The organism is Planococcus halocryophilus (genome assembly GCF_001687585.2).
In the GTDB taxonomy this organism is placed as follows: Bacteria; Bacillota; Bacilli; order Bacillales_A; family Planococcaceae; genus Planococcus; species Planococcus halocryophilus.
On sequence record NZ_CP016537.2, the window covers coordinates 959,132 to 975,687 of the forward strand.

A 16,556-nucleotide genomic window follows, 5' to 3' on the forward strand; every position below is an offset into this window, starting at 1 on the left:
ACGACAAGGGGCTTGAGAAAGGTGAAGTTTTAAAATCTACTTACTTCTGTAGCTTATCACATTGCTTTAAAACAAAAGAGTGAAGAAGCCTACTTGATAAGCCAAAAGAAAAATCCGCTGCTCAAGGCAGCGGATTTCCAGGCTATTAGTCTTCGGAAGGGCGATTTTGAAATTGTTTCATTTTATCGTCCAAATCGTCAACCATCGCGATCAATCGATCAATGTCTTCAAGTTCTGTGTTTTCAGGTTCAATCGTATCTAATACTTCTAAAAACATACTTAAGCGTTGCTTCATATAAGAAACTTGCTGTTCTTTATTCGTAATGGATTTTCCCATGTGATACACCTCATTTCGCAAGTTAATCGTACCGGAAAACGAAGAATATTTCAATAAACTATGGGTAAAACGAATTATTTTACTAGTTTTTATATTTTGAATATTTACTTAATGGTTCGTCTATGTTAAGTTAAGGTTAATCAAAAGAGAGGGGAGGCCGAAGGAAATCAGCGAAACCACATCACAGCATCAGGAAATTCGAAGGAGGCGGTTCGCACATTTCATCGGTACTTTAACCGAGAATGACTTTATGAAAGATAACTTAACCGTATATAAAACGTAAAAGGCTCATCCACCATCTGACATCAGATAGGGAATGAGCCTTTTATGATGGTTAACGAATTTCGTAGGTTTCAACAACTTCAATTGAATCTTGCACAGATTGAACCATTGAACAATTTTTACGCGTCAATTCTAAAATACGTGGCATTTTTTCGTCTTTAATATCGCCAGTAATAATAAAATGCAAATGTACTTTTTCCACTCGACCAGCTACTTCGTCATTGCGGACAACTTCTTTCACTTCGATTTGAATATCCTCAAAAGACATTCTCATCTTGTCAAATACTTTTCTCATCACACCACCACTGCAAATCGCCAATGAAGATACTAATAATTGATAAGGTCTAAAGCCGTGTTCTTCATTACTGGAGATTTGAAGATCGCCGAAAGGTAAATGCCCTGTAAATCCATTTTCATTCATTGAAAAATTCATCTTATAACGCCTCCCTATGATAGAATTGTATCTGAAATCATCTCAAATACAAAAGAACAAGCTCATAAGGAGGCACCATGAATTCATATTTACAAAGTGCCCGTGGACGATTTTGGATTTTGGTCACCATTGTCTCAATTTCTGGCTTTTCACAAGGTATGTTATTGCCATTGATTGCGGTTATTTTTGAACAAGATGGTGTTTCGTCTGCATTAAATGGGTTAAGCGCAACTGGTTTATATGTTGGAACACTGTTAATCGCTCCTTTTATGGAACCGCAACTGCGCAAGTTTGGTTACAAACCGCTCATTTTAGTAGGAGGGGGATTGGTCATCCTATCTCTTTTTCTTTTTACGTTATGGAAATCGGTATTGTTTTGGTTTTTGTTACGGATATTAATTGGTGTTGGAGACCAAGCACTTCATTTTTCGACACAGACGTGGATTACGAGTACATCACCTCAGCACCGTTTAGGTCGTAATATTGCGATTTATGGCATGTCTTTTAGCATTGGGTTTGGTGCAGGACCGTTATTTGTTCCGATGGTAGAAGTATTCGAGGCATTGCCATTTATCGTATCTGGGATCCTTTGTTTGTTTGCTTGGTCTTTAGTTTTTTTAGTGAAAAATGATTTCCCTGAAGCTACTGGCAGCGCTATGACAGCGCGTGGAACAATTGGTCGTTTTAAAGCAGCCACCCTAATTGCCTGGGTCGCATTTTTACCGCCACTAGGTTATGGCTTTTTAGAAGCCTCTCTCAATGCAATTTATCCTGTCTATGCATTGCGGCAATCTATTGAAGTGGGCATGGTTTCAATAATGCTGGCTGCTTTTTCAGCAGGAGCAATTGCTACACAATTACCGTTAGGAAATTTGAGTGATCGCATTGGCCGGAAAAAAGTATTGTTAGTAGCGTTAGTGGGGGGGGCAGTGGTTTTTGTAGCTGCTAGCTTTTATGAAACAAATGCATGGATGACTGTAGGTTTCTTTGCTTTAGCGGGTATGTTTGTAGGCTCTACATTTTCACTGGGTATTTCATACATGGCCGACTTAATGCCAAAAGACTTATTGCCTACGGGGAACTTACTATGTGGAATTGCATTTAGCATTGGAAGTTTAGCAGGACCCACAATGGGCGGAGTGTTTATTCAATACTCAGGAGGATTAAGTTTCTTACTACTAATTGCTAGTATATTATTCGTAATTGCCCTACCTATTGCATTAAAAAAACCAACTAATACAAGTGTTGTCTAACAAAAAACTCCTCTTTTGTTTACTTAAAGCGATCAGAGCGATTTGTTCCCAACAAAAAACCTGTAGACAATTCGAATAAATCGAGTTGTCTACAGGTTGAGCTGAAGCCAAGTTTGTGAAATCTTGGTTTCAGCTTTTTTATTTCAGTACCAGCTTTGTGACCGATTCTACTTGCGCAGTTTGCGGGAACATATCGACCGGTTGAATATATTCGATTCGGTAAATTTTCGTTAGTTGTTGCAAGTCTTTAGCCAAAGTAGAAGGGTTACACGACGTATAAACAAAACGTTTTGGTTTAACTTTCAAGATGGTTTGTAAGAGTGAATCTGCTAGACCTGTACGTGGCGGATCGACCGTTAAAACATCTGGAACGAAACCTTCATTGCTCCAAAGCTCTAACCATTTTTCGGCTGTACCTGTTACGTATTTCGCGGTATAACCTTGTGCTTTTGCATTTGCTTTTGCATCGACTACACTTTCATGGAGAACGTCCATGCCACGAATTTCTTTCGCACTGTCTGCTAGCCAAAGACCAATTGTCCCAACGCCACAATAAGCATCAACGACGGTTTCTTTACCAGTTAACTCAGCGGCACGTTTGATTTCGTCGTATAATTTAACGGTTTGCGTTGGATTGAGTTGGAAAAAGGCACGTGCGGATAAATCGAATGCTAATTCGCCTAGCTCTTCGTGTATGGTATCTTTACCGAATAATGTGATGGTTTCGTCACCAAATACCAGAGATGTTTTCTCTTTATTGATATTTTGAACGATTGAGACTAAGTTAGTATCAATTTTCTGCAAGCGCTCTAGTAATAATTCTTTTTGTGGAATTTTCGAGCGTGTCGTTACTAAAACAAGTTGGATTTCTCCAGTGTTTACCCCAGTGCGTACGACGATTGTGCGGATAATTCCTTTCATCGTCTTGCCATCGTATATCGGCATTTTCAATTCTTCTAAAATGCGTTTAACAGCATTCGTAATAACCGTTGTATCAGGATGTTGAACGATACATTCATCAATATCTAAAAGTTGATGAGACCCTTCAGCAAATAATCCGGCGATCACTTTCGAACCCTTTAGACGTGTTTGGAATTGGCTCTTATTGCGGTAACGCCACGGATCTTCCATGCCAATGGTTTCTTCGACTTGAACCTTTGTTCCTTTTAAATAACGTTCCAGTGCTTGTACAACTAAATCACGCTTTTCAACAAGCTGTTGACCATATGTCATATGCTGCAACTGACAGCCACCACACGCTTCATAAATTGGGCAAGGTGGAGTTTGGCGGTGAGGCGACGCTGTGCGAATCTTAATAATGCGTGCTTGAGCAAAATTTCGTTTGACCAGCGTTACTTGCGCAGTGATTTCTTCTCCTGGCAAAGCTCCAGGTACGAATACGACATTGCGTTTAAAATAGCCAATGCCTTCCCCGTTGATCCCGAGTCGTTTAATCGTCATCGGAATTTTTTGGCCTTCTTCAATAATAGGTTTATCGTTCATGGATCTCACATCCTTCAGTTAATCATCTCCCCATTATAGTCTTATTTATAGATATCAGCCAGTGCTGATCGCAAATTCGGAAACTTGAATTGAAAACCATGTTGTTCAAGAACGGTCGGTAGCACTTTTTGTCCTTCAAGAACAAGCTGGCTTTTGTCTCCCAATACGGTCTTCATCGCAATGGACGGAACTGGAATCCAATGTGGCCGCCCAAGAACATGACCAATTTCTTTACCGAACTCTTTCATTTGTTTCGGATGCGGCGCTGTCACGTTAAAAGCCCCACTTAATTGATCATTATCAAGTGCAAAGATTAATGCGCGTGCTACATCTTTAATATGAATCCATGACAGCCATTGTTTGCCAGATCCAACAGTGCCGCCAGCGAACATTTTATAAGGCAAAGCCATTAAAGGTAAAGCCCCTCCATTTTTTCCAAGAATAATGCCGAAACGTCCACACGCTACACGTAATCCATCTTCTTCAGCACGATGAGCTAAAATTTCCCAATCACGTACCGTTTGTGCCAAGAAGTCTGAACCAACATCGGCAGAAGCCTCAGTATAAGTAACCGTTTGAGAAGGTGGATAAATACCGACAGCGCTGGCGTTTACTAAAACTTTTGGCTTTTTCTCTAGCTTGTGAATAATGCGCAATAATTCATTTGTTGCATCCATACGACTTGAGTAAATCAGTTTTTTCTGTTCTTCGCTCCAGCGACCATCATTAATAGACGCACCAGCTAAATTGATAAAAGCATCAACACCTTCTAACTGCTCTTCGGGTTTTGCATCTTCAGTTAACCACTTTACGTATGTAATTCTGCTCTCAGAAGTTTTTTTCGCTTTTCTTGTCAAAATATACACTTCATCGCCTCTAGCGATTAATAAACGAACCAATTCTTTACCTACAAATCCAGTACCACCAGTAATTGCAATTTTCATATCCATCGCCTCCTATTTCTTACTAGCATACCCTTTTAGACCTCAAGCTATGCCATTGTCTGCTTGAAAGGTGTATAATATAACAAGAAGAGAGGTGCCAGTAAATGCCGGTTATTTCGAAAATCACACAGGGAAAGAAAAACCCTGAAAGGTATAATATCTTCTTTGAAGATAAATATGCTTTTAGCGTGGATGAGGCGGTGCTTATCCGGTATCAGCTCACAAAAGGAAAAGAGCTGGATCAATGGACCATCGAAGAAGTCAATTTCGAAGATGAAGTCCGAAAAGCTTATAACAAAGCGCTCTACTATCTTGGGTTCCGTATGAGAAGTGAAGGCGAAGTGCGTCAAAAACTAAAAGAAAAAGAATACGGAGATGCCGTAATAGATGAAGCCATCAAAAAATTGTATGTCCATAGTTTTTTGGATGACCAGCAATTTTCAGAAGCGCTAATGCGAACACAAATTAAATCAGGCAAAAAAGGTCCGCGCGCGATTCAGCAAGATATGCAAAAGAGAGGAATTGATAAACAGATGCAAAAAGATGTTTTGGATTCCTATTCAGAAGAAGAACAATTAGAAGTCGCAAAAGGACTCGCTGAGAAAATTGCGTTAAAAGAAAAAATGAAAACGCCAAGTCAAATCAATCAAAAAATTAGTGATACTTTGATGAGAAAAGGTTATAACTACGCACTGATTAAATTAGCGATCGAAGATTTAGATCTTGAAAAAGACGAAGATCAGTGGTCAGAAATGATTGCAGACCAAGGGGATAAACTATGGCGTAAGCATAGTTCAAAACTGACGGGTTATGATTTAAAGTCGAAAGTAAAGCAAGGACTTTATCAAAAAGGATTCCCGAGTGAAGTAATCAACGATTATTTAGAAAAAAAGGAGCTTGAAGATGACTGAACAAAAGCCTTATAGTGATATGACAGAGCATGAACTCCATGGGGAAATTGCTCGGTTAAGAGAAAAAGCAAGAAAAGCTGAACAACTTGGTATCATTAATGAATTTGCGGTACTCGAGCGAAAAGCAACAATGGCAGCAGCTTACTTACTAGATCCTGCTGATTTCAAACCAGGGGAAGTTTACCGCATCGAAGGAGACCCGAATGTCTATTTTCAAATCGATTATTTAAAAGGTCGATTTGCTTGGGGTTATCGTATGGGTGGAGAAAAACATACGGAAGCGTTGCCGATTTCTATGCTGCGCCCGTTGAAAGAAGGGAAGTAAACAAATGAAAGAAATTATTGAGCAATTAACAATTGAGTTGTTAGAAAAAAATCCGAATCTATCTGAAGAAAAAGCACGTACGTGGATTGAACTGTTGGCATCCGATTTTGAATCGTCTTATGCGAAAGCAGGATATGATTATCAAGGAACAGCAGTAGTCGAGAAAGTTATGCGTCAGTGGATCGATAGCTACGGCGACAAAATTCATGAATTTGCTGGGACGAATCCAAAATACGCACATTTACTAAAAGACTAGTAAGCAAACGGAAATAGGTGTGAAAAACTAAAAAAAGAAAACGCGCACCCTGGGGTGTGCGTTTTCTAGTTATGACTGAAATCCAATTTTTTTCTCAATTTGTCTTCACTGAAAATCCAACCGGTATAGGAATTGATGATATTGTAATCTTTGTCTAAATGGACAACAGCAACAAACGGATAATAATCGTTGCTCCGGTACCGCAAATCAATTAGTCGTACTTCGAATACTTCACCGTATTCATTGATTTCCCAACGGTACAATGGGGAAAAAGAAATAAATGCGGCAATATTCTTATCTTTCATCGCCGCTTGCATCAAATTGTTTTCAGGCATTTCTTTTTTCATAAACTTATCGTAAATGTTAATCGTTCGTCCATACGCCCGTCCAACAAAATGGTGACGATCCGTATCAGCTGCAATACGCCAGTGGAAAAAGCGCATTGTCGGAGCAACAAAAACGTTCGTGGCACCTGGAATGGTATTCAAAACAGCATGTTTAATGGCTGCTTGTAACGCGAATCGTGCAAGGTAATAAAAAAGCATAGCAATGTAAAGCATGCTAATGGTCCAAACTGGATTCGCGCCAAATGCCCATATAATCAAAGCCAGGACATGAGCCCCGAAAATGATGGGATCAAATGTATTGATGACACCTAGAGCAATCCACCGGTTGGAGATTGGCCTAAGTGCTTGAGTACCGTAAGAATTAAAAATGTCGACAAAGACGTGCAGAAAAACAGCCAAAAACGACCATAGCCACAAATGTAGTAAATTAGCTTCTGGGAAAAAGAAGTATAGTCCACCTGCAATTAGTAATGGCCATAACAACACAGCAGGAATCGAATGGGTCGCACCTCTATGATGTCGAATATATACAGCGTTATCTCGTAACTTTAATACAGTATCAATGTCTGGTGCTAAAGATCCGATGATGACACCGGAAACAACAGCAGTCATGGTGATGGGGTTACTGACGACGGCAGGATCTGCCATTGCGAGGCCGCCAAGGGAAATACCCATGACAATGTGAGTACCTGTATCCATTGTCTCATCCCCCTCTCTATAGAAGTTATATTTATGGAGAAATCAAATGTTTTGTTAAAATAAACTTATTCCTCATTTTTCTATATACCCGATATGGAACTGGAATAATCAAGCTAAACGGAGGTTGCAATCATTACACTTAAAAAAAACCAATTTCAAAACGACTTGATCAACTGGTTTGCAGCAGAGAAAAGAGATTTGCCTTGGAGACGTACCGCAGATCCTTATCAAATCTGGATTTCAGAAATTATGTTGCAGCAAACTCGTGTTGATACGGTTATTCCTTATTATAAACGTTTTATCGAAAAATTTCCCACATTGAATGACTTAGCAGAAGCTGACGAACAAATTCTCCTAAAGCAGTGGGAAGGGCTAGGTTACTATTCTCGTGCACGAAATTTGCAAGCGGGCGTCAAAGAAGTGGCTGAAAATTATGGGGGAATCGTACCCAATAACCGCAAAGAAATCTCTTCGTTAAAAGGTGTCGGTCCTTATACAGCTGGAGCCGTCTTAAGTATCGCTTATGGTATTCCAGAACATGCAGTAGATGGTAACGTAATGCGCGTATTATCGCGGATTTTATTAATAGAAGAAGACATTGCCAAACCAAAAACACGCAAAGTTTTTGAAGAAGCAGTAACGGAAATCATTAGCCATGAAGATCCATCTTCATTCAATCAAGGGCTGATGGAGTTAGGTGCATTAATATGTACACCTACATCACCTAAATGTTTGTTATGTCCGGTACGTGAACATTGCGCGGCATTTCATGAAGGCAAACAAAACGAGTTACCTATTAAAACGAAAGCTAAAAAAACAAAATCACTGCAGTACGCAATGATTGCTATACGTAATCACGATCGATTGCTGATGGAACAGCGACCTAGTACCGGGCTGCTTGCAAACATGTGGCAGTTCCCTATGCTTGAAACGGCAGTAGATGTGTTGCCTTTAGAGATTGAAGAACAATTATCGGAAAGCTTAAACGGTGTTATCGACAAAGCTGAAAAAATTACTTCTTTCAAACACGTCTTTTCTCATTTAACATGGAACGTGGATGGCTTTATAGCCGAAAGTGAAAATATTGTTGTGCCTGCTCGTATGAAATGGGTAACAGCAGAAGAATTAGATTTATTGCCGATTGCAGGACCTGTTCAAAAAATGAAAACAGCTTTACAACAAAGAGGAGATGTTTGATAATGGCGGAACAAAAAGTGGCATTAGTAACTGGAAGTAGTAAAGGACTTGGCAAAGCGCTGGCAATTGCGCTTGCAGACCAAGGATACGATATCGTTGTCAACTATGCTCGCAGCAAAACAGCGGCACTTGATACAGTAAAAGAAATTGAAGCAAGAGGTCAAAAAGCACTATTAGTTCGTGCAAACGTCGGGGATGTTGAAAAACTACGTGGTATGTTCGAGACGATTAAAGAAGAATTTGGCCGTCTAGATGTTTTTGTTTCTAATGCAGCATCAGGTGTGTTGCGTCCGATTATGGAATTAGAAGAATCTCATTGGGATTGGACGATGAACATTAATGCAAAAGCGATGCTTTTTGGCGCGCAAGAAGCGGCAAAATTAATGGACAAAGGCGGTAAAATTATCGGTATTAGTTCATTAGGTTCAATTCGTTATTTGGAAAATTATACTACAATCGGTGTTTCAAAAGCCGCAGTAGAATCAATTACCCGTTATTTAGCGGTAGAAATGGCACCGCTTGGAATTGCGGTTAATACCGTATCCGGTGGAGCGCTTGATACAGATGCATTAAAACATTTCCCAAACCGCGACGATTTACTAGAAGATGCTCGTATTAATACACCAGCGGGCCGTATGGTTGAAGTAGATGACATGGTAAAAGCGGCAATGTTTTTGATTTCTTCTGACTCCGATATGATTCGAGGTCAGACCATAATTGTAGACGGCGGGCGTTCAGTCGTTATGTAATCCTTTGGTCCTTATGCCTTATTGCTGTATGTTTTCAGAATTGATTGATATAATACGGAAATAGCAGATAAATAATGGCTTAGACAAAAAGGTGGGGTAGTACATGGCGATTCCTGCGGAGGGTGAAACAATCCAAATCCACAGTTATAAACACAATGGTCGCATCCACCGTGTCTGGCAGGAAACAACTGTACTGAAAGGTACGAATAATATTGTAATTGGTGCAAATGAACGGACGCTAGTGACAGAATCCGATGGACGAACTTGGTTAACGCGTGAACCTTCAATTTGTTATTTTCACGCAGAGCATTGGTTTAACATCATCTGTATGCTCCGAGAAGACGGTGTTTATTATTATTGCAATGTTAGTTCTCCATTCGTTTATAATAATGGCTCGTTGAAATACATCGATTATGACTTGGACGTAAAAGTGTTTCCAGACATGTCGTACACGTTATTGGATGAAGACGAATATGAAGACCACAAGCGGCAAATGGGGTATCCTGAAGTGATAGATCAAATACTTCACCGAAATGTAGAGAAACTGATCGGCTGGATTAAGCAGCGTAAAGGACCGTTTGCCCAAGACTTTATCGAAGTATGGACGAACCGCTATGAATTTCATAGATTAAACCGGATTCGTGATTAAAATGAAAACCTGTTGCTTGCCGACAGGTTTTTCGTTTTGTATAGAATGGAGTGAAAAGTTTGAGTAGTATGAAACGCTATATGCAGTTTGTTAAACCGTATTATTGGCAAATTGCGCTGACGATTGTCATTGGGATATTCAAGTTTGCGATACCGCTATTTATACCGTTGCTTATCAAAATCGTCATTGACGATATTATTGGAGCGGATGCTCTGTCTAATGCAGAGAAATTAAGACAGCTGTATATATGGCTTGGTGGAACGGCAATTGTCTTCTTCTTATTGAGACCTCCAATTGAATATTTCCGGCAATATTATGCACAATATGTCAGCAATAAAATTCTTTATGATATACGCGGTTATTTATATGGTCATTTGCAACGATTGAGCTTGCGTTATTATGCAAACACGCGAGCGGGAGAAATTATTTCGCGTATGATTAATGACGTGGAGCAAACAAAAAACTTTGTGATGATCGGATTAATGAACGTCTGGCTAGATATTGCGACAATTATCATTGCCATTATTATTATGTTAACGATGGATGTTTCATTGACCATTGTGGCATTATTAGCGTTTCCGTTTTATGCTTTCAGCGTAAAATATTTCTTTGGTCGTTTACGTGATTTGACGCGTGCACGCTCACAAGCTTTAGCAAACGTTCAAAGTTATTTGCACGAGCGAGTACAAGGGATGAGTATAATTAAAAGTTTTGCGTTAGAAAAGCATGAACAGAAAATTTTTAATGATACGAACGATCAATTTTTAGAAAAGGCAATTGACCATACGAAGTGGAATGCTAAAGCATTTGCAGTAGTGAATACCATTACGGATGTTGCTCCACTAATGGTTATTGGTTATGCCGGTTATCAAGTTATTCAAGGAAGTTTGACGCTTGGTACGATGGTAGCATTTATCGCTTATATAGAACGTCTTTATAGTCCACTCCGCCGTTTAGTCAATTCTTCAACGACATTAGTGCAATCCTTAGCTTCGATGGACCGTGTTTTTGAGTTAATAGATGAAGACTACGACGTAACAGATAAAGAAAAAGCCCATGACTTAAAAGTCGTTGATGGCAAATTAGAGTTTCGCGATGTCTCTTTCCATTACAACGATGGGGGAACAGAAGTGCTTTCTAATTTGAATTTTACTGTAAAGCCAGGAGAGACTGTAGCTTTTGTAGGAATGAGCGGCGGTGGGAAATCAACTATCGTTTCATTGATTCCACGATTTTATGATGTGACGAGTGGTGCCATTTATATGGATGACCATGATTTGCGCGACGTAACAACTCATACGTTACGCGATCAAATTGGTTTAGTACTTCAAGATTCGATTCTTTTCAGTGACTCTGTAAAAGCTAATATTCTTATGGGTAAACCTGGAGCGACAGATCAAGAAGTAATTGCCGCAGCAAAAGCTGCTAATGCAGATGAATTCATCTCACAGCTACCTGAAGGCTATGACACAAAAGTCGGCGAACGCGGTGTGAAATTATCAGGAGGACAAAAACAACGTGTGGCAATTGCGCGCGTGTTCTTGAAAAATCCGCCGATTCTAATTTTAGACGAAGCTACTTCAGCACTTGATCTTGAAAGCGAAGCGTTAATACAAGATTCGTTGGAACGATTAGCGCATGATCGGACCACTTTAATCGTAGCGCATCGCCTTTCAACTATTACACATGCAGACCAAATTCTTGTGATCGACCACGGCAAACTTGCTGAAAGTGGGACGCACAATGACCTGATGAAGCAGCAAGGTGTGTATTATAACTTATTCCAAGTGCAGCATTTTAATTGAATTTGTTTAGAGCCTCCAAATTTTGGAGGCTCTTTTTCTATGTCTAGGGCTTCCAGTAAATACTAAGAAGGTATTGCAATAATAATACTATTACGTATAATTGAAAGAAGGAGAATGTTCTGAATCATTTTCGTGCAAAAGGGGGAGCATCATGACTGAGCGTAAAACCATCTTAGACGTTAAAGGTTTACAAACATCCTTTTTCACAGACGATGGAGAGATACCAGCAGTAGATAATGTAAATTTTCACATACGAGAAGGTGAAGTGCTTGGCATTGTTGGTGAATCAGGATGTGGTAAAAGTGTAACTTCGCTTTCGATAATGGGACTTGTTCCAAGTCCTCCAGGAAAAATTAAAGGCGGAGAGATTTTATTTCAGGATAAAGATTTAACGAAATTATCCGAGAAAAAAATGCGTGAAATCAGAGGGAACGACATCGCGATGATTTTCCAAGAACCGATGACTTCGTTAAATCCATTGTTCACAATCGGCAATCAGCTTCGAGAAGCCATTAAGATTCACAAAAAAGACTGGTCGAAAGATCAAGTTCAAGAACGCGCAATTGAAATGATGAAATTAGTTGGGTTGCCGAGACCAGAAGGCTTAATGAAAGAATATCCACACCAATTATCAGGTGGAATGCGCCAACGTGTCATGATTGCGATGGCTTTGTTATGTGACCCGAAAGTATTAATTGCGGATGAACCAACAACAGCGCTCGATGTGACCATTCAGTCTCAAATTTTAAAATTAATAAAGAATCTAAACGAACGCTTAAATACAGCTGTGTTATTGATTACCCATGATTTAGGGGTAGTAGCTGAAACTTGTGAGCGAGTCGTTGTCATGTATTCAGGAAAAGTGGTTGAAGAAGGACCTGTTCATACGATCTTCAATGATCCGCAACATCCTTATACTAAAGGCTTGCTCGAGTCAGTTCCAGATATGCGTTTTAAAAAAGAACGACTTTACTCGATTCCTGGAAACGTTCCCAAACCAGGATCGATCAAAACAGGGTGCAAGTTCGCAGCACGTTGCGAATTCGCTTTTGATCGCTGTATGACTGAAAGTCCGGAGCTGTACCAAACGGCGGAAGATCATCAAACTCGCTGTTTCCTATTTGATCCGAAGGAGGTACAGTCGCATGACAGAACCGTTATTGAAAGTTGAAGGCCTCAAAAAGTATTTTCCGATTAAGTCGGGTATTTTAGGTAAAGTAAGCAACCATGTAAAAGCAGTAGACGATGTTTCATTCACCGTTCAAGAAGGTGAGACGTTAGGAATCGTTGGTGAATCGGGCTGTGGGAAATCTACAACAGGGCGGATGTTAATGCGCCTTTTGGAACCAACTGAAGGTGTTGTGACATTTGATGGTCAAGAATTGACGAGTCTGTCGAAAAACGATATGCGTAAAGCACGTCGAGATATTCAAATGGTTTTCCAAGATCCATACGCGTCATTAAACCCGCGTCATACAATTGAGAAAATTTTAATGGAACCGCTTAATGTCCATAATATAGGCGATCCAAAAGAGCGTAAAAAGAAAGTACATGAGTTTTTGGAGATAGTGGGATTGAGCAGCTATCATGCAAAACGCTACCCACATCAATTTAGTGGTGGTCAAAGGCAGCGTATTGGTATTGCGCGTGCATTAATGACAAATCCGAAACTTATTATTGCCGATGAGCCCGTTTCAGCACTTGATGTATCAATTCAGGCTCAAGTATTGAATTTGATGCAAGATTTGCAAAAAGAGCTGAAACTCACTTATATATTCATTGCCCACGATTTAGGGGTGGTTCGCCATATCAGCGATCGTGTGGGCGTAATGTATCTTGGACAAATGGCAGAACTTGCTAACACAGAGGATTTGTACGAAAAACCACTACATCCGTATACGCAAGCCCTATTGGCTGCAGTACCGGTACCGGACCCAGATTTTGTCCGGGAAGAAGTGATTATCACGGGAGATGTTCCAAGCCCAGCAAATCCACCAAGCGGTTGCAGGTTCCATACACGCTGTCCATTTAAAATGGATATTTGTTCAGAAGTTGTACCAGTTTTTGCAGAAGTTGAAGAAGGTCATTCTGTTGCCTGTCATCTTTACGAAGAGTCTAGGCCGCAATGATAATAAATAGAAAAATGGAGGGGTTAATTTGGGAAAGAAAAAGTTCTTAACGTGGTCATTATTATTGCTTTTATTAGTATCAACAGCACTTTTTGGCTGTAGTTCTGACGACGGCTCAGAAGAAGGCGAAAGCGAAGGCGGATCTACTGAAGAGAAGACATTGATCTTCGGACGTGGAGGCGACTCTGTTTCTCTTGATCCAATTGCAGTTACGGACGGAGAATCATTTAAAGTAACAAAAAACATTTTTGATACGTTAGTAAACTTTGGTGAACAGGATACAGAAATCGAACCTGGATTGGCGTCTGAATGGACTCCTTCTGAAGACGGATTGACGTACACGTTCCAATTGCAAGAAGGCGTTAAGTTCCACGATGGCACTGATTTTAATGCAGAAGCTGTAGTGAAAAACTTTGAGCGTTGGGCAGCTGGTGACGGAGAGAAATTCCCTTACTATGGTTCTATGTTTGGTGGATACGGGGATGATGAAGGACATGTGATCGAATCTGTTGAAGCTACAGGCGATTACGAAGTTGTCTTTACGTTAAAACGTCCACAAGCACCATTCCTTAAAAACTTAGCAATGAGCCCATTTGCGATTGCTTCACCAACTGCAGTTGAAGAAGCTGGTGACTCTTTCGGGGATAACCCAGTTGGAACAGGTCCATTTAAATTTGTTGAATGGAAACGTAACGATACAATTACAATTGAAAAATTTGATGATTACTGGGTAGATGGCGAGCCGAAATTGGATCAAGTCGTATTCCGCGCAATTCCAGATAACTCAGCTCGTTTAAATGCTTTATTATCAGGAGAAATTGATTTGGCAGACGGAATTACACCATCTGATGCTGGAACAATCGAAGGCGACGATAATCTTCAATTGTTTGAACGTCCATCTATGAACGTTGGCTACCTTGGAATGACTGTTACACGTGAACCATTTGACGATCCTAAAGTACGTCAAGCGGTAAACCATGCAATCGATAAACAAGCGATTGTTGATGCATTTTTCGAAGGACGCGCAGAAGTAGCAAAAAATCCAATTCCGCCAGTAATTAGCGGATATAACGATAGCATTGAAGATTACGAATACAGCCCGGAAAAAGCAAAAGAATTATTAGCTGAAGCTGGTCTTTCAGATGGCTTTGACATGGAACTTTACGCAATGCCAGTTCCACGTCCATATATGCCAGATGGCCAAAAAGTGGCAGAAGCGATTCAAAAGAATTTGGCTGATGTTGGCATTAACGCCAAGATTGTTTCATTTGAATGGGCAACGTATTTAGAAAAAGCTGCAAACGGAGAAGCTGATGCATTCTTACTTGGATGGACTGGCGATAACGGCGATGCAGATAACTTCCTATACGCTTTGCTTGATCAAGATAATGTCGGCACAAACAACTACACGTACTATGAAAACCAAGAATTGCACGATCTTCTTATTAAAGCACAATCAGAAGTTGACGAAGATGTAAGAAACGACTTATACATGCAAGCTCAAGAAATCATCCATGAAGATGCTCCTTGGGTTCCACTTGCTCATTCTACACCGCTATTAGCTGGTGGGAAAAACGTAATGAATTTCAAAGCACATCCAACAGGTTCTGACAAATTGGCTTCAGTAGATTTGGAGTAGGCAATTCACGGGAGGAAGTCGGGATGATTTCCTCCCCTTTTTTTTACTGTTATACATATTGCAAGAGATGGAGAGGTGAAGAAGATGCTTCACTATATTGGAAGACGACTTTTACAGTTAATCCCAGTTTTACTCGGTATGACATTTATCGTATTTATGATTATCCGTGCAATTCCTGGTGATCCTGCACAAGTTATTCTTGGTCAGCAAGCATCCGAAGAAGCAATAAAAGCATTACGAACAAATCTAGGATTAGATAATCCTTGGTATATTCAGTATTTCGATTACCTCAAAGGATTGATTACTGGCGATTTAGGAGAATCACTTCGTACACGTACTCCTGTTGTAGATGAAGTATGGCCATATTTGGCTGCTACGATTGAGCTTTCTTTATTCGCTATCATTATTGCGGTTGTTATTGGAATTAATGCAGGTATTATTTCAGCTTGGTTCCAAAATTCTTGGTTTGACTACTTGGCAATGATTATTGCATTGATTGGGGTATCGATGCCGATCTTTTGGCTTGGGCTAATGAACCAGTGGATTTTCTCTATCGAACTTGGAATTTTACCGACTACTGGTCGAGAAAATGTTCGAGATCCTGTCGACGTCATTACTGGTTTCTACGTACTCGACACATTGATAGCAGGAGATTTCAACCAACTGTCTACTGTACTTAAACACCTCGTATTACCAGGAACAGCTCTGGCGACAATTCCAATGGCGATTATTGCTAGAATGACGCGTTCAAGCATGTTAGAAGTAATGCGTTCTGATTTTGTTCGAACAGCTCGTTCAAAAGGCTTGTCCATGTTTTGGGTTGTTTACAAACATGCGCTTAAAAATGCTATCATTCCAGTCCTAACAATTATAGGACTTCAGATGGGGCTTCTGCTTGGTGGCGCCATTTTGACAGAAACTATTTTCGGATGGCCAGGAATTGGACGTTATATTTATGAAGCGATTGGTTTCCGTGATTATCCGGTTATTCAGTCAGGCATTCTAATTGTGGCGTTTATCTTTGTTATGATCAATCTAATTGTCGATTTGCTGTACGGCTTAGTCGATCCACGCATCAAATATGACTAGGAAGGGGGA

17 protein-coding genes are annotated in these 16,556 nt (G+C 40.1%); 12 read left to right on the forward strand and 5 right to left on the reverse strand.

Annotated elements, in window-relative coordinates:
* Positions 1-145 precede the first annotated feature (145 nt).
* Together BBI08_RS04655 and BBI08_RS04660 are read right to left on the reverse strand one after the other, a co-directional pair.
* Positions 146-337 (reverse strand): SE1561 family protein, encoded by a 192-nt coding sequence (locus BBI08_RS04655; RefSeq protein WP_008497142.1) that lies wholly within the window; start codon positions 335-337, stop codon positions 146-148.
* Between the two features lie 334 nt (positions 338-671).
* Complete coding sequence (locus BBI08_RS04660) at positions 672-1,052, reverse strand: OsmC family protein (protein ID WP_008431195.1); 381 nt, start codon at positions 1,050-1,052, stop codon at positions 672-674.
* Positions 1,053-1,129: 77 nt separating this feature from the next.
* On the opposite strand from BBI08_RS04660, the gene BBI08_RS04665 reads away from it, so the two are divergent.
* Positions 1,130-2,305: an MFS transporter gene (locus BBI08_RS04665; protein WP_065527800.1), complete on the forward strand. Its 1,176-nt coding sequence runs from the start codon at positions 1,130-1,132 to the stop codon at positions 2,303-2,305.
* A gap of 138 nt (positions 2,306-2,443) precedes the next feature.
* Here BBI08_RS04665 and rlmD read toward each other — a convergent pair whose 3' ends face one another.
* Entirely contained in the window at positions 2,444-3,808 is a 1,365-nt protein-coding gene (gene rlmD / locus BBI08_RS04670) for a 23S rRNA (uracil(1939)-C(5))-methyltransferase RlmD (protein ID WP_008497141.1), read from the reverse strand.
* 41 nt (positions 3,809-3,849) lie between these two features.
* Complete coding sequence (locus BBI08_RS04675; protein WP_008497140.1) at positions 3,850-4,752, reverse strand: TIGR01777 family oxidoreductase; 903 nt, start codon at positions 4,750-4,752, stop codon at positions 3,850-3,852.
* A 104-nt stretch (positions 4,753-4,856) separates the two neighbouring features.
* Here BBI08_RS04675 and recX point away from each other — a divergent pair, with 104 nt between their 5' ends.
* Genes recX through BBI08_RS04690 form a run of 3 tightly spaced genes read left to right on the forward strand, consistent with a single transcriptional unit; the run spans position 4,857 to position 6,244 of the window.
* Positions 4,857-5,663 (forward strand): recombination regulator RecX, encoded by an 807-nt coding sequence (recX, locus tag BBI08_RS04680; RefSeq protein ID WP_065527801.1) that lies wholly within the window; start codon positions 4,857-4,859, stop codon positions 5,661-5,663.
* Positions 5,656-5,988: a YfhH family protein gene (locus tag BBI08_RS04685; RefSeq protein WP_065527802.1), complete on the forward strand. Its 333-nt coding sequence runs from the start codon at positions 5,656-5,658 to the stop codon at positions 5,986-5,988. Before recX ends, BBI08_RS04685 begins: the two co-directional genes overlap by 8 nt.
* A gap of 4 nt (positions 5,989-5,992) precedes the next feature.
* Entirely contained in the window at positions 5,993-6,244 is a 252-nt protein-coding gene (locus BBI08_RS04690) for a YfhJ family protein (RefSeq protein ID WP_008431203.1), read from the forward strand.
* A 65-nt stretch (positions 6,245-6,309) separates the two neighbouring features.
* On the opposite strand, the gene BBI08_RS04695 is transcribed toward BBI08_RS04690, so the two are convergent.
* Positions 6,310-7,290 carry a metal-dependent hydrolase gene (locus BBI08_RS04695; protein WP_008497138.1) on the reverse strand — a complete coding sequence of 327 codons (981 nt, stop codon included), beginning with the start codon at positions 7,288-7,290 and terminating at the stop codon, positions 6,310-6,312.
* A 129-nt stretch (positions 7,291-7,419) separates the two neighbouring features.
* Between BBI08_RS04695 and mutY the strand changes: the two genes are divergently transcribed.
* From mutY to BBI08_RS04735, 8 genes are all read left to right on the forward strand, one after another.
* Entirely contained in the window at positions 7,420-8,487 is a 1,068-nt protein-coding gene (mutY, locus tag BBI08_RS04700) for an A/G-specific adenine glycosylase (RefSeq protein WP_257785806.1), read from the forward strand.
* Between the two features lie 2 nt (positions 8,488-8,489).
* Positions 8,490-9,236: an enoyl-[acyl-carrier-protein] reductase FabL gene (gene fabL, locus BBI08_RS04705; RefSeq protein ID WP_008497135.1), complete on the forward strand. Its 747-nt coding sequence runs from the start codon at positions 8,490-8,492 to the stop codon at positions 9,234-9,236.
* Positions 9,237-9,339: 103 nt separating this feature from the next.
* Positions 9,340-9,885: a nucleoside tri-diphosphate phosphatase gene (gene ntdP, locus BBI08_RS04710; RefSeq protein ID WP_008431210.1), complete on the forward strand. Its 546-nt coding sequence runs from the start codon at positions 9,340-9,342 to the stop codon at positions 9,883-9,885.
* 59 nt (positions 9,886-9,944) lie between these two features.
* Positions 9,945-11,690: an ABC transporter ATP-binding protein gene (locus BBI08_RS04715; RefSeq protein ID WP_008497134.1), complete on the forward strand. Its 1,746-nt coding sequence runs from the start codon at positions 9,945-9,947 to the stop codon at positions 11,688-11,690.
* A 151-nt stretch (positions 11,691-11,841) separates the two neighbouring features.
* A complete protein-coding gene (locus tag BBI08_RS04720) occupies positions 11,842-12,861 on the forward strand; it encodes an ABC transporter ATP-binding protein (protein WP_008497133.1) in 1,020 nt (339 codons plus the stop codon).
* Positions 12,836-13,819 (forward strand): ABC transporter ATP-binding protein, encoded by a 984-nt coding sequence (locus tag BBI08_RS04725; protein WP_008497132.1) that lies wholly within the window; start codon positions 12,836-12,838, stop codon positions 13,817-13,819. The genes BBI08_RS04720 and BBI08_RS04725 overlap by 26 nt, the downstream gene beginning before the upstream one ends.
* A 28-nt stretch (positions 13,820-13,847) precedes the next feature.
* Entirely contained in the window at positions 13,848-15,458 is a 1,611-nt protein-coding gene (locus tag BBI08_RS04730; protein ID WP_008497131.1) for an ABC transporter substrate-binding protein, read from the forward strand.
* 84 nt (positions 15,459-15,542) lie between these two features.
* Entirely contained in the window at positions 15,543-16,547 is a 1,005-nt protein-coding gene (locus tag BBI08_RS04735; protein ID WP_040850661.1) for an ABC transporter permease, read from the forward strand.
* Positions 16,548-16,556 lie beyond the last annotated feature (9 nt).

What these genes read in the sequence shown, in the direction of transcription:
- BBI08_RS04675 (WP_008497140.1), bottom strand. Translation starts at nt 4,752, where the DNA reads ATGAAAATTGCAATTACTGGTGGTACTGGATTTGTAGGTAAAGAATTG.
- BBI08_RS04695 (WP_008497138.1), bottom strand. Translation starts at nt 7,290, where the DNA reads ATGGATACAGGTACTCACATTGTCATGGGTATTTCCCTTGGCGGCCTC.
- BBI08_RS04690 (WP_008431203.1), top strand. Translation starts at nt 5,993, where the DNA reads ATGAAAGAAATTATTGAGCAATTAACAATTGAGTTGTTAGAAAAAAAT.
- BBI08_RS04655 (WP_008497142.1), bottom strand. Translation starts at nt 337, where the DNA reads ATGGGAAAATCCATTACGAATAAAGAACAGCAAGTTTCTTATATGAAG.
- ntdP (WP_008431210.1), top strand. Translation starts at nt 9,340, where the DNA reads ATGGCGATTCCTGCGGAGGGTGAAACAATCCAAATCCACAGTTATAAA.
- BBI08_RS04660 (WP_008431195.1), bottom strand. Translation starts at nt 1,052, where the DNA reads ATGAATTTTTCAATGAATGAAAATGGATTTACAGGGCATTTACCTTTC.
- BBI08_RS04720 (WP_008497133.1), top strand. Translation starts at nt 11,842, where the DNA reads ATGACTGAGCGTAAAACCATCTTAGACGTTAAAGGTTTACAAACATCC.
- BBI08_RS04665 (WP_065527800.1), top strand. Translation starts at nt 1,130, where the DNA reads ATGAATTCATATTTACAAAGTGCCCGTGGACGATTTTGGATTTTGGTC.
- fabL (WP_008497135.1), top strand. Translation starts at nt 8,490, where the DNA reads ATGGCGGAACAAAAAGTGGCATTAGTAACTGGAAGTAGTAAAGGACTT.
- rlmD (WP_008497141.1), bottom strand. Translation starts at nt 3,808, where the DNA reads ATGAACGATAAACCTATTATTGAAGAAGGCCAAAAAATTCCGATGACG.
- recX (WP_065527801.1), top strand. Translation starts at nt 4,857, where the DNA reads ATGCCGGTTATTTCGAAAATCACACAGGGAAAGAAAAACCCTGAAAGG.
- BBI08_RS04735 (WP_040850661.1), top strand. Translation starts at nt 15,543, where the DNA reads ATGCTTCACTATATTGGAAGACGACTTTTACAGTTAATCCCAGTTTTA.
- BBI08_RS04685 (WP_065527802.1), top strand. Translation starts at nt 5,656, where the DNA reads ATGACTGAACAAAAGCCTTATAGTGATATGACAGAGCATGAACTCCAT.
- BBI08_RS04725 (WP_008497132.1), top strand. Translation starts at nt 12,836, where the DNA reads ATGACAGAACCGTTATTGAAAGTTGAAGGCCTCAAAAAGTATTTTCCG.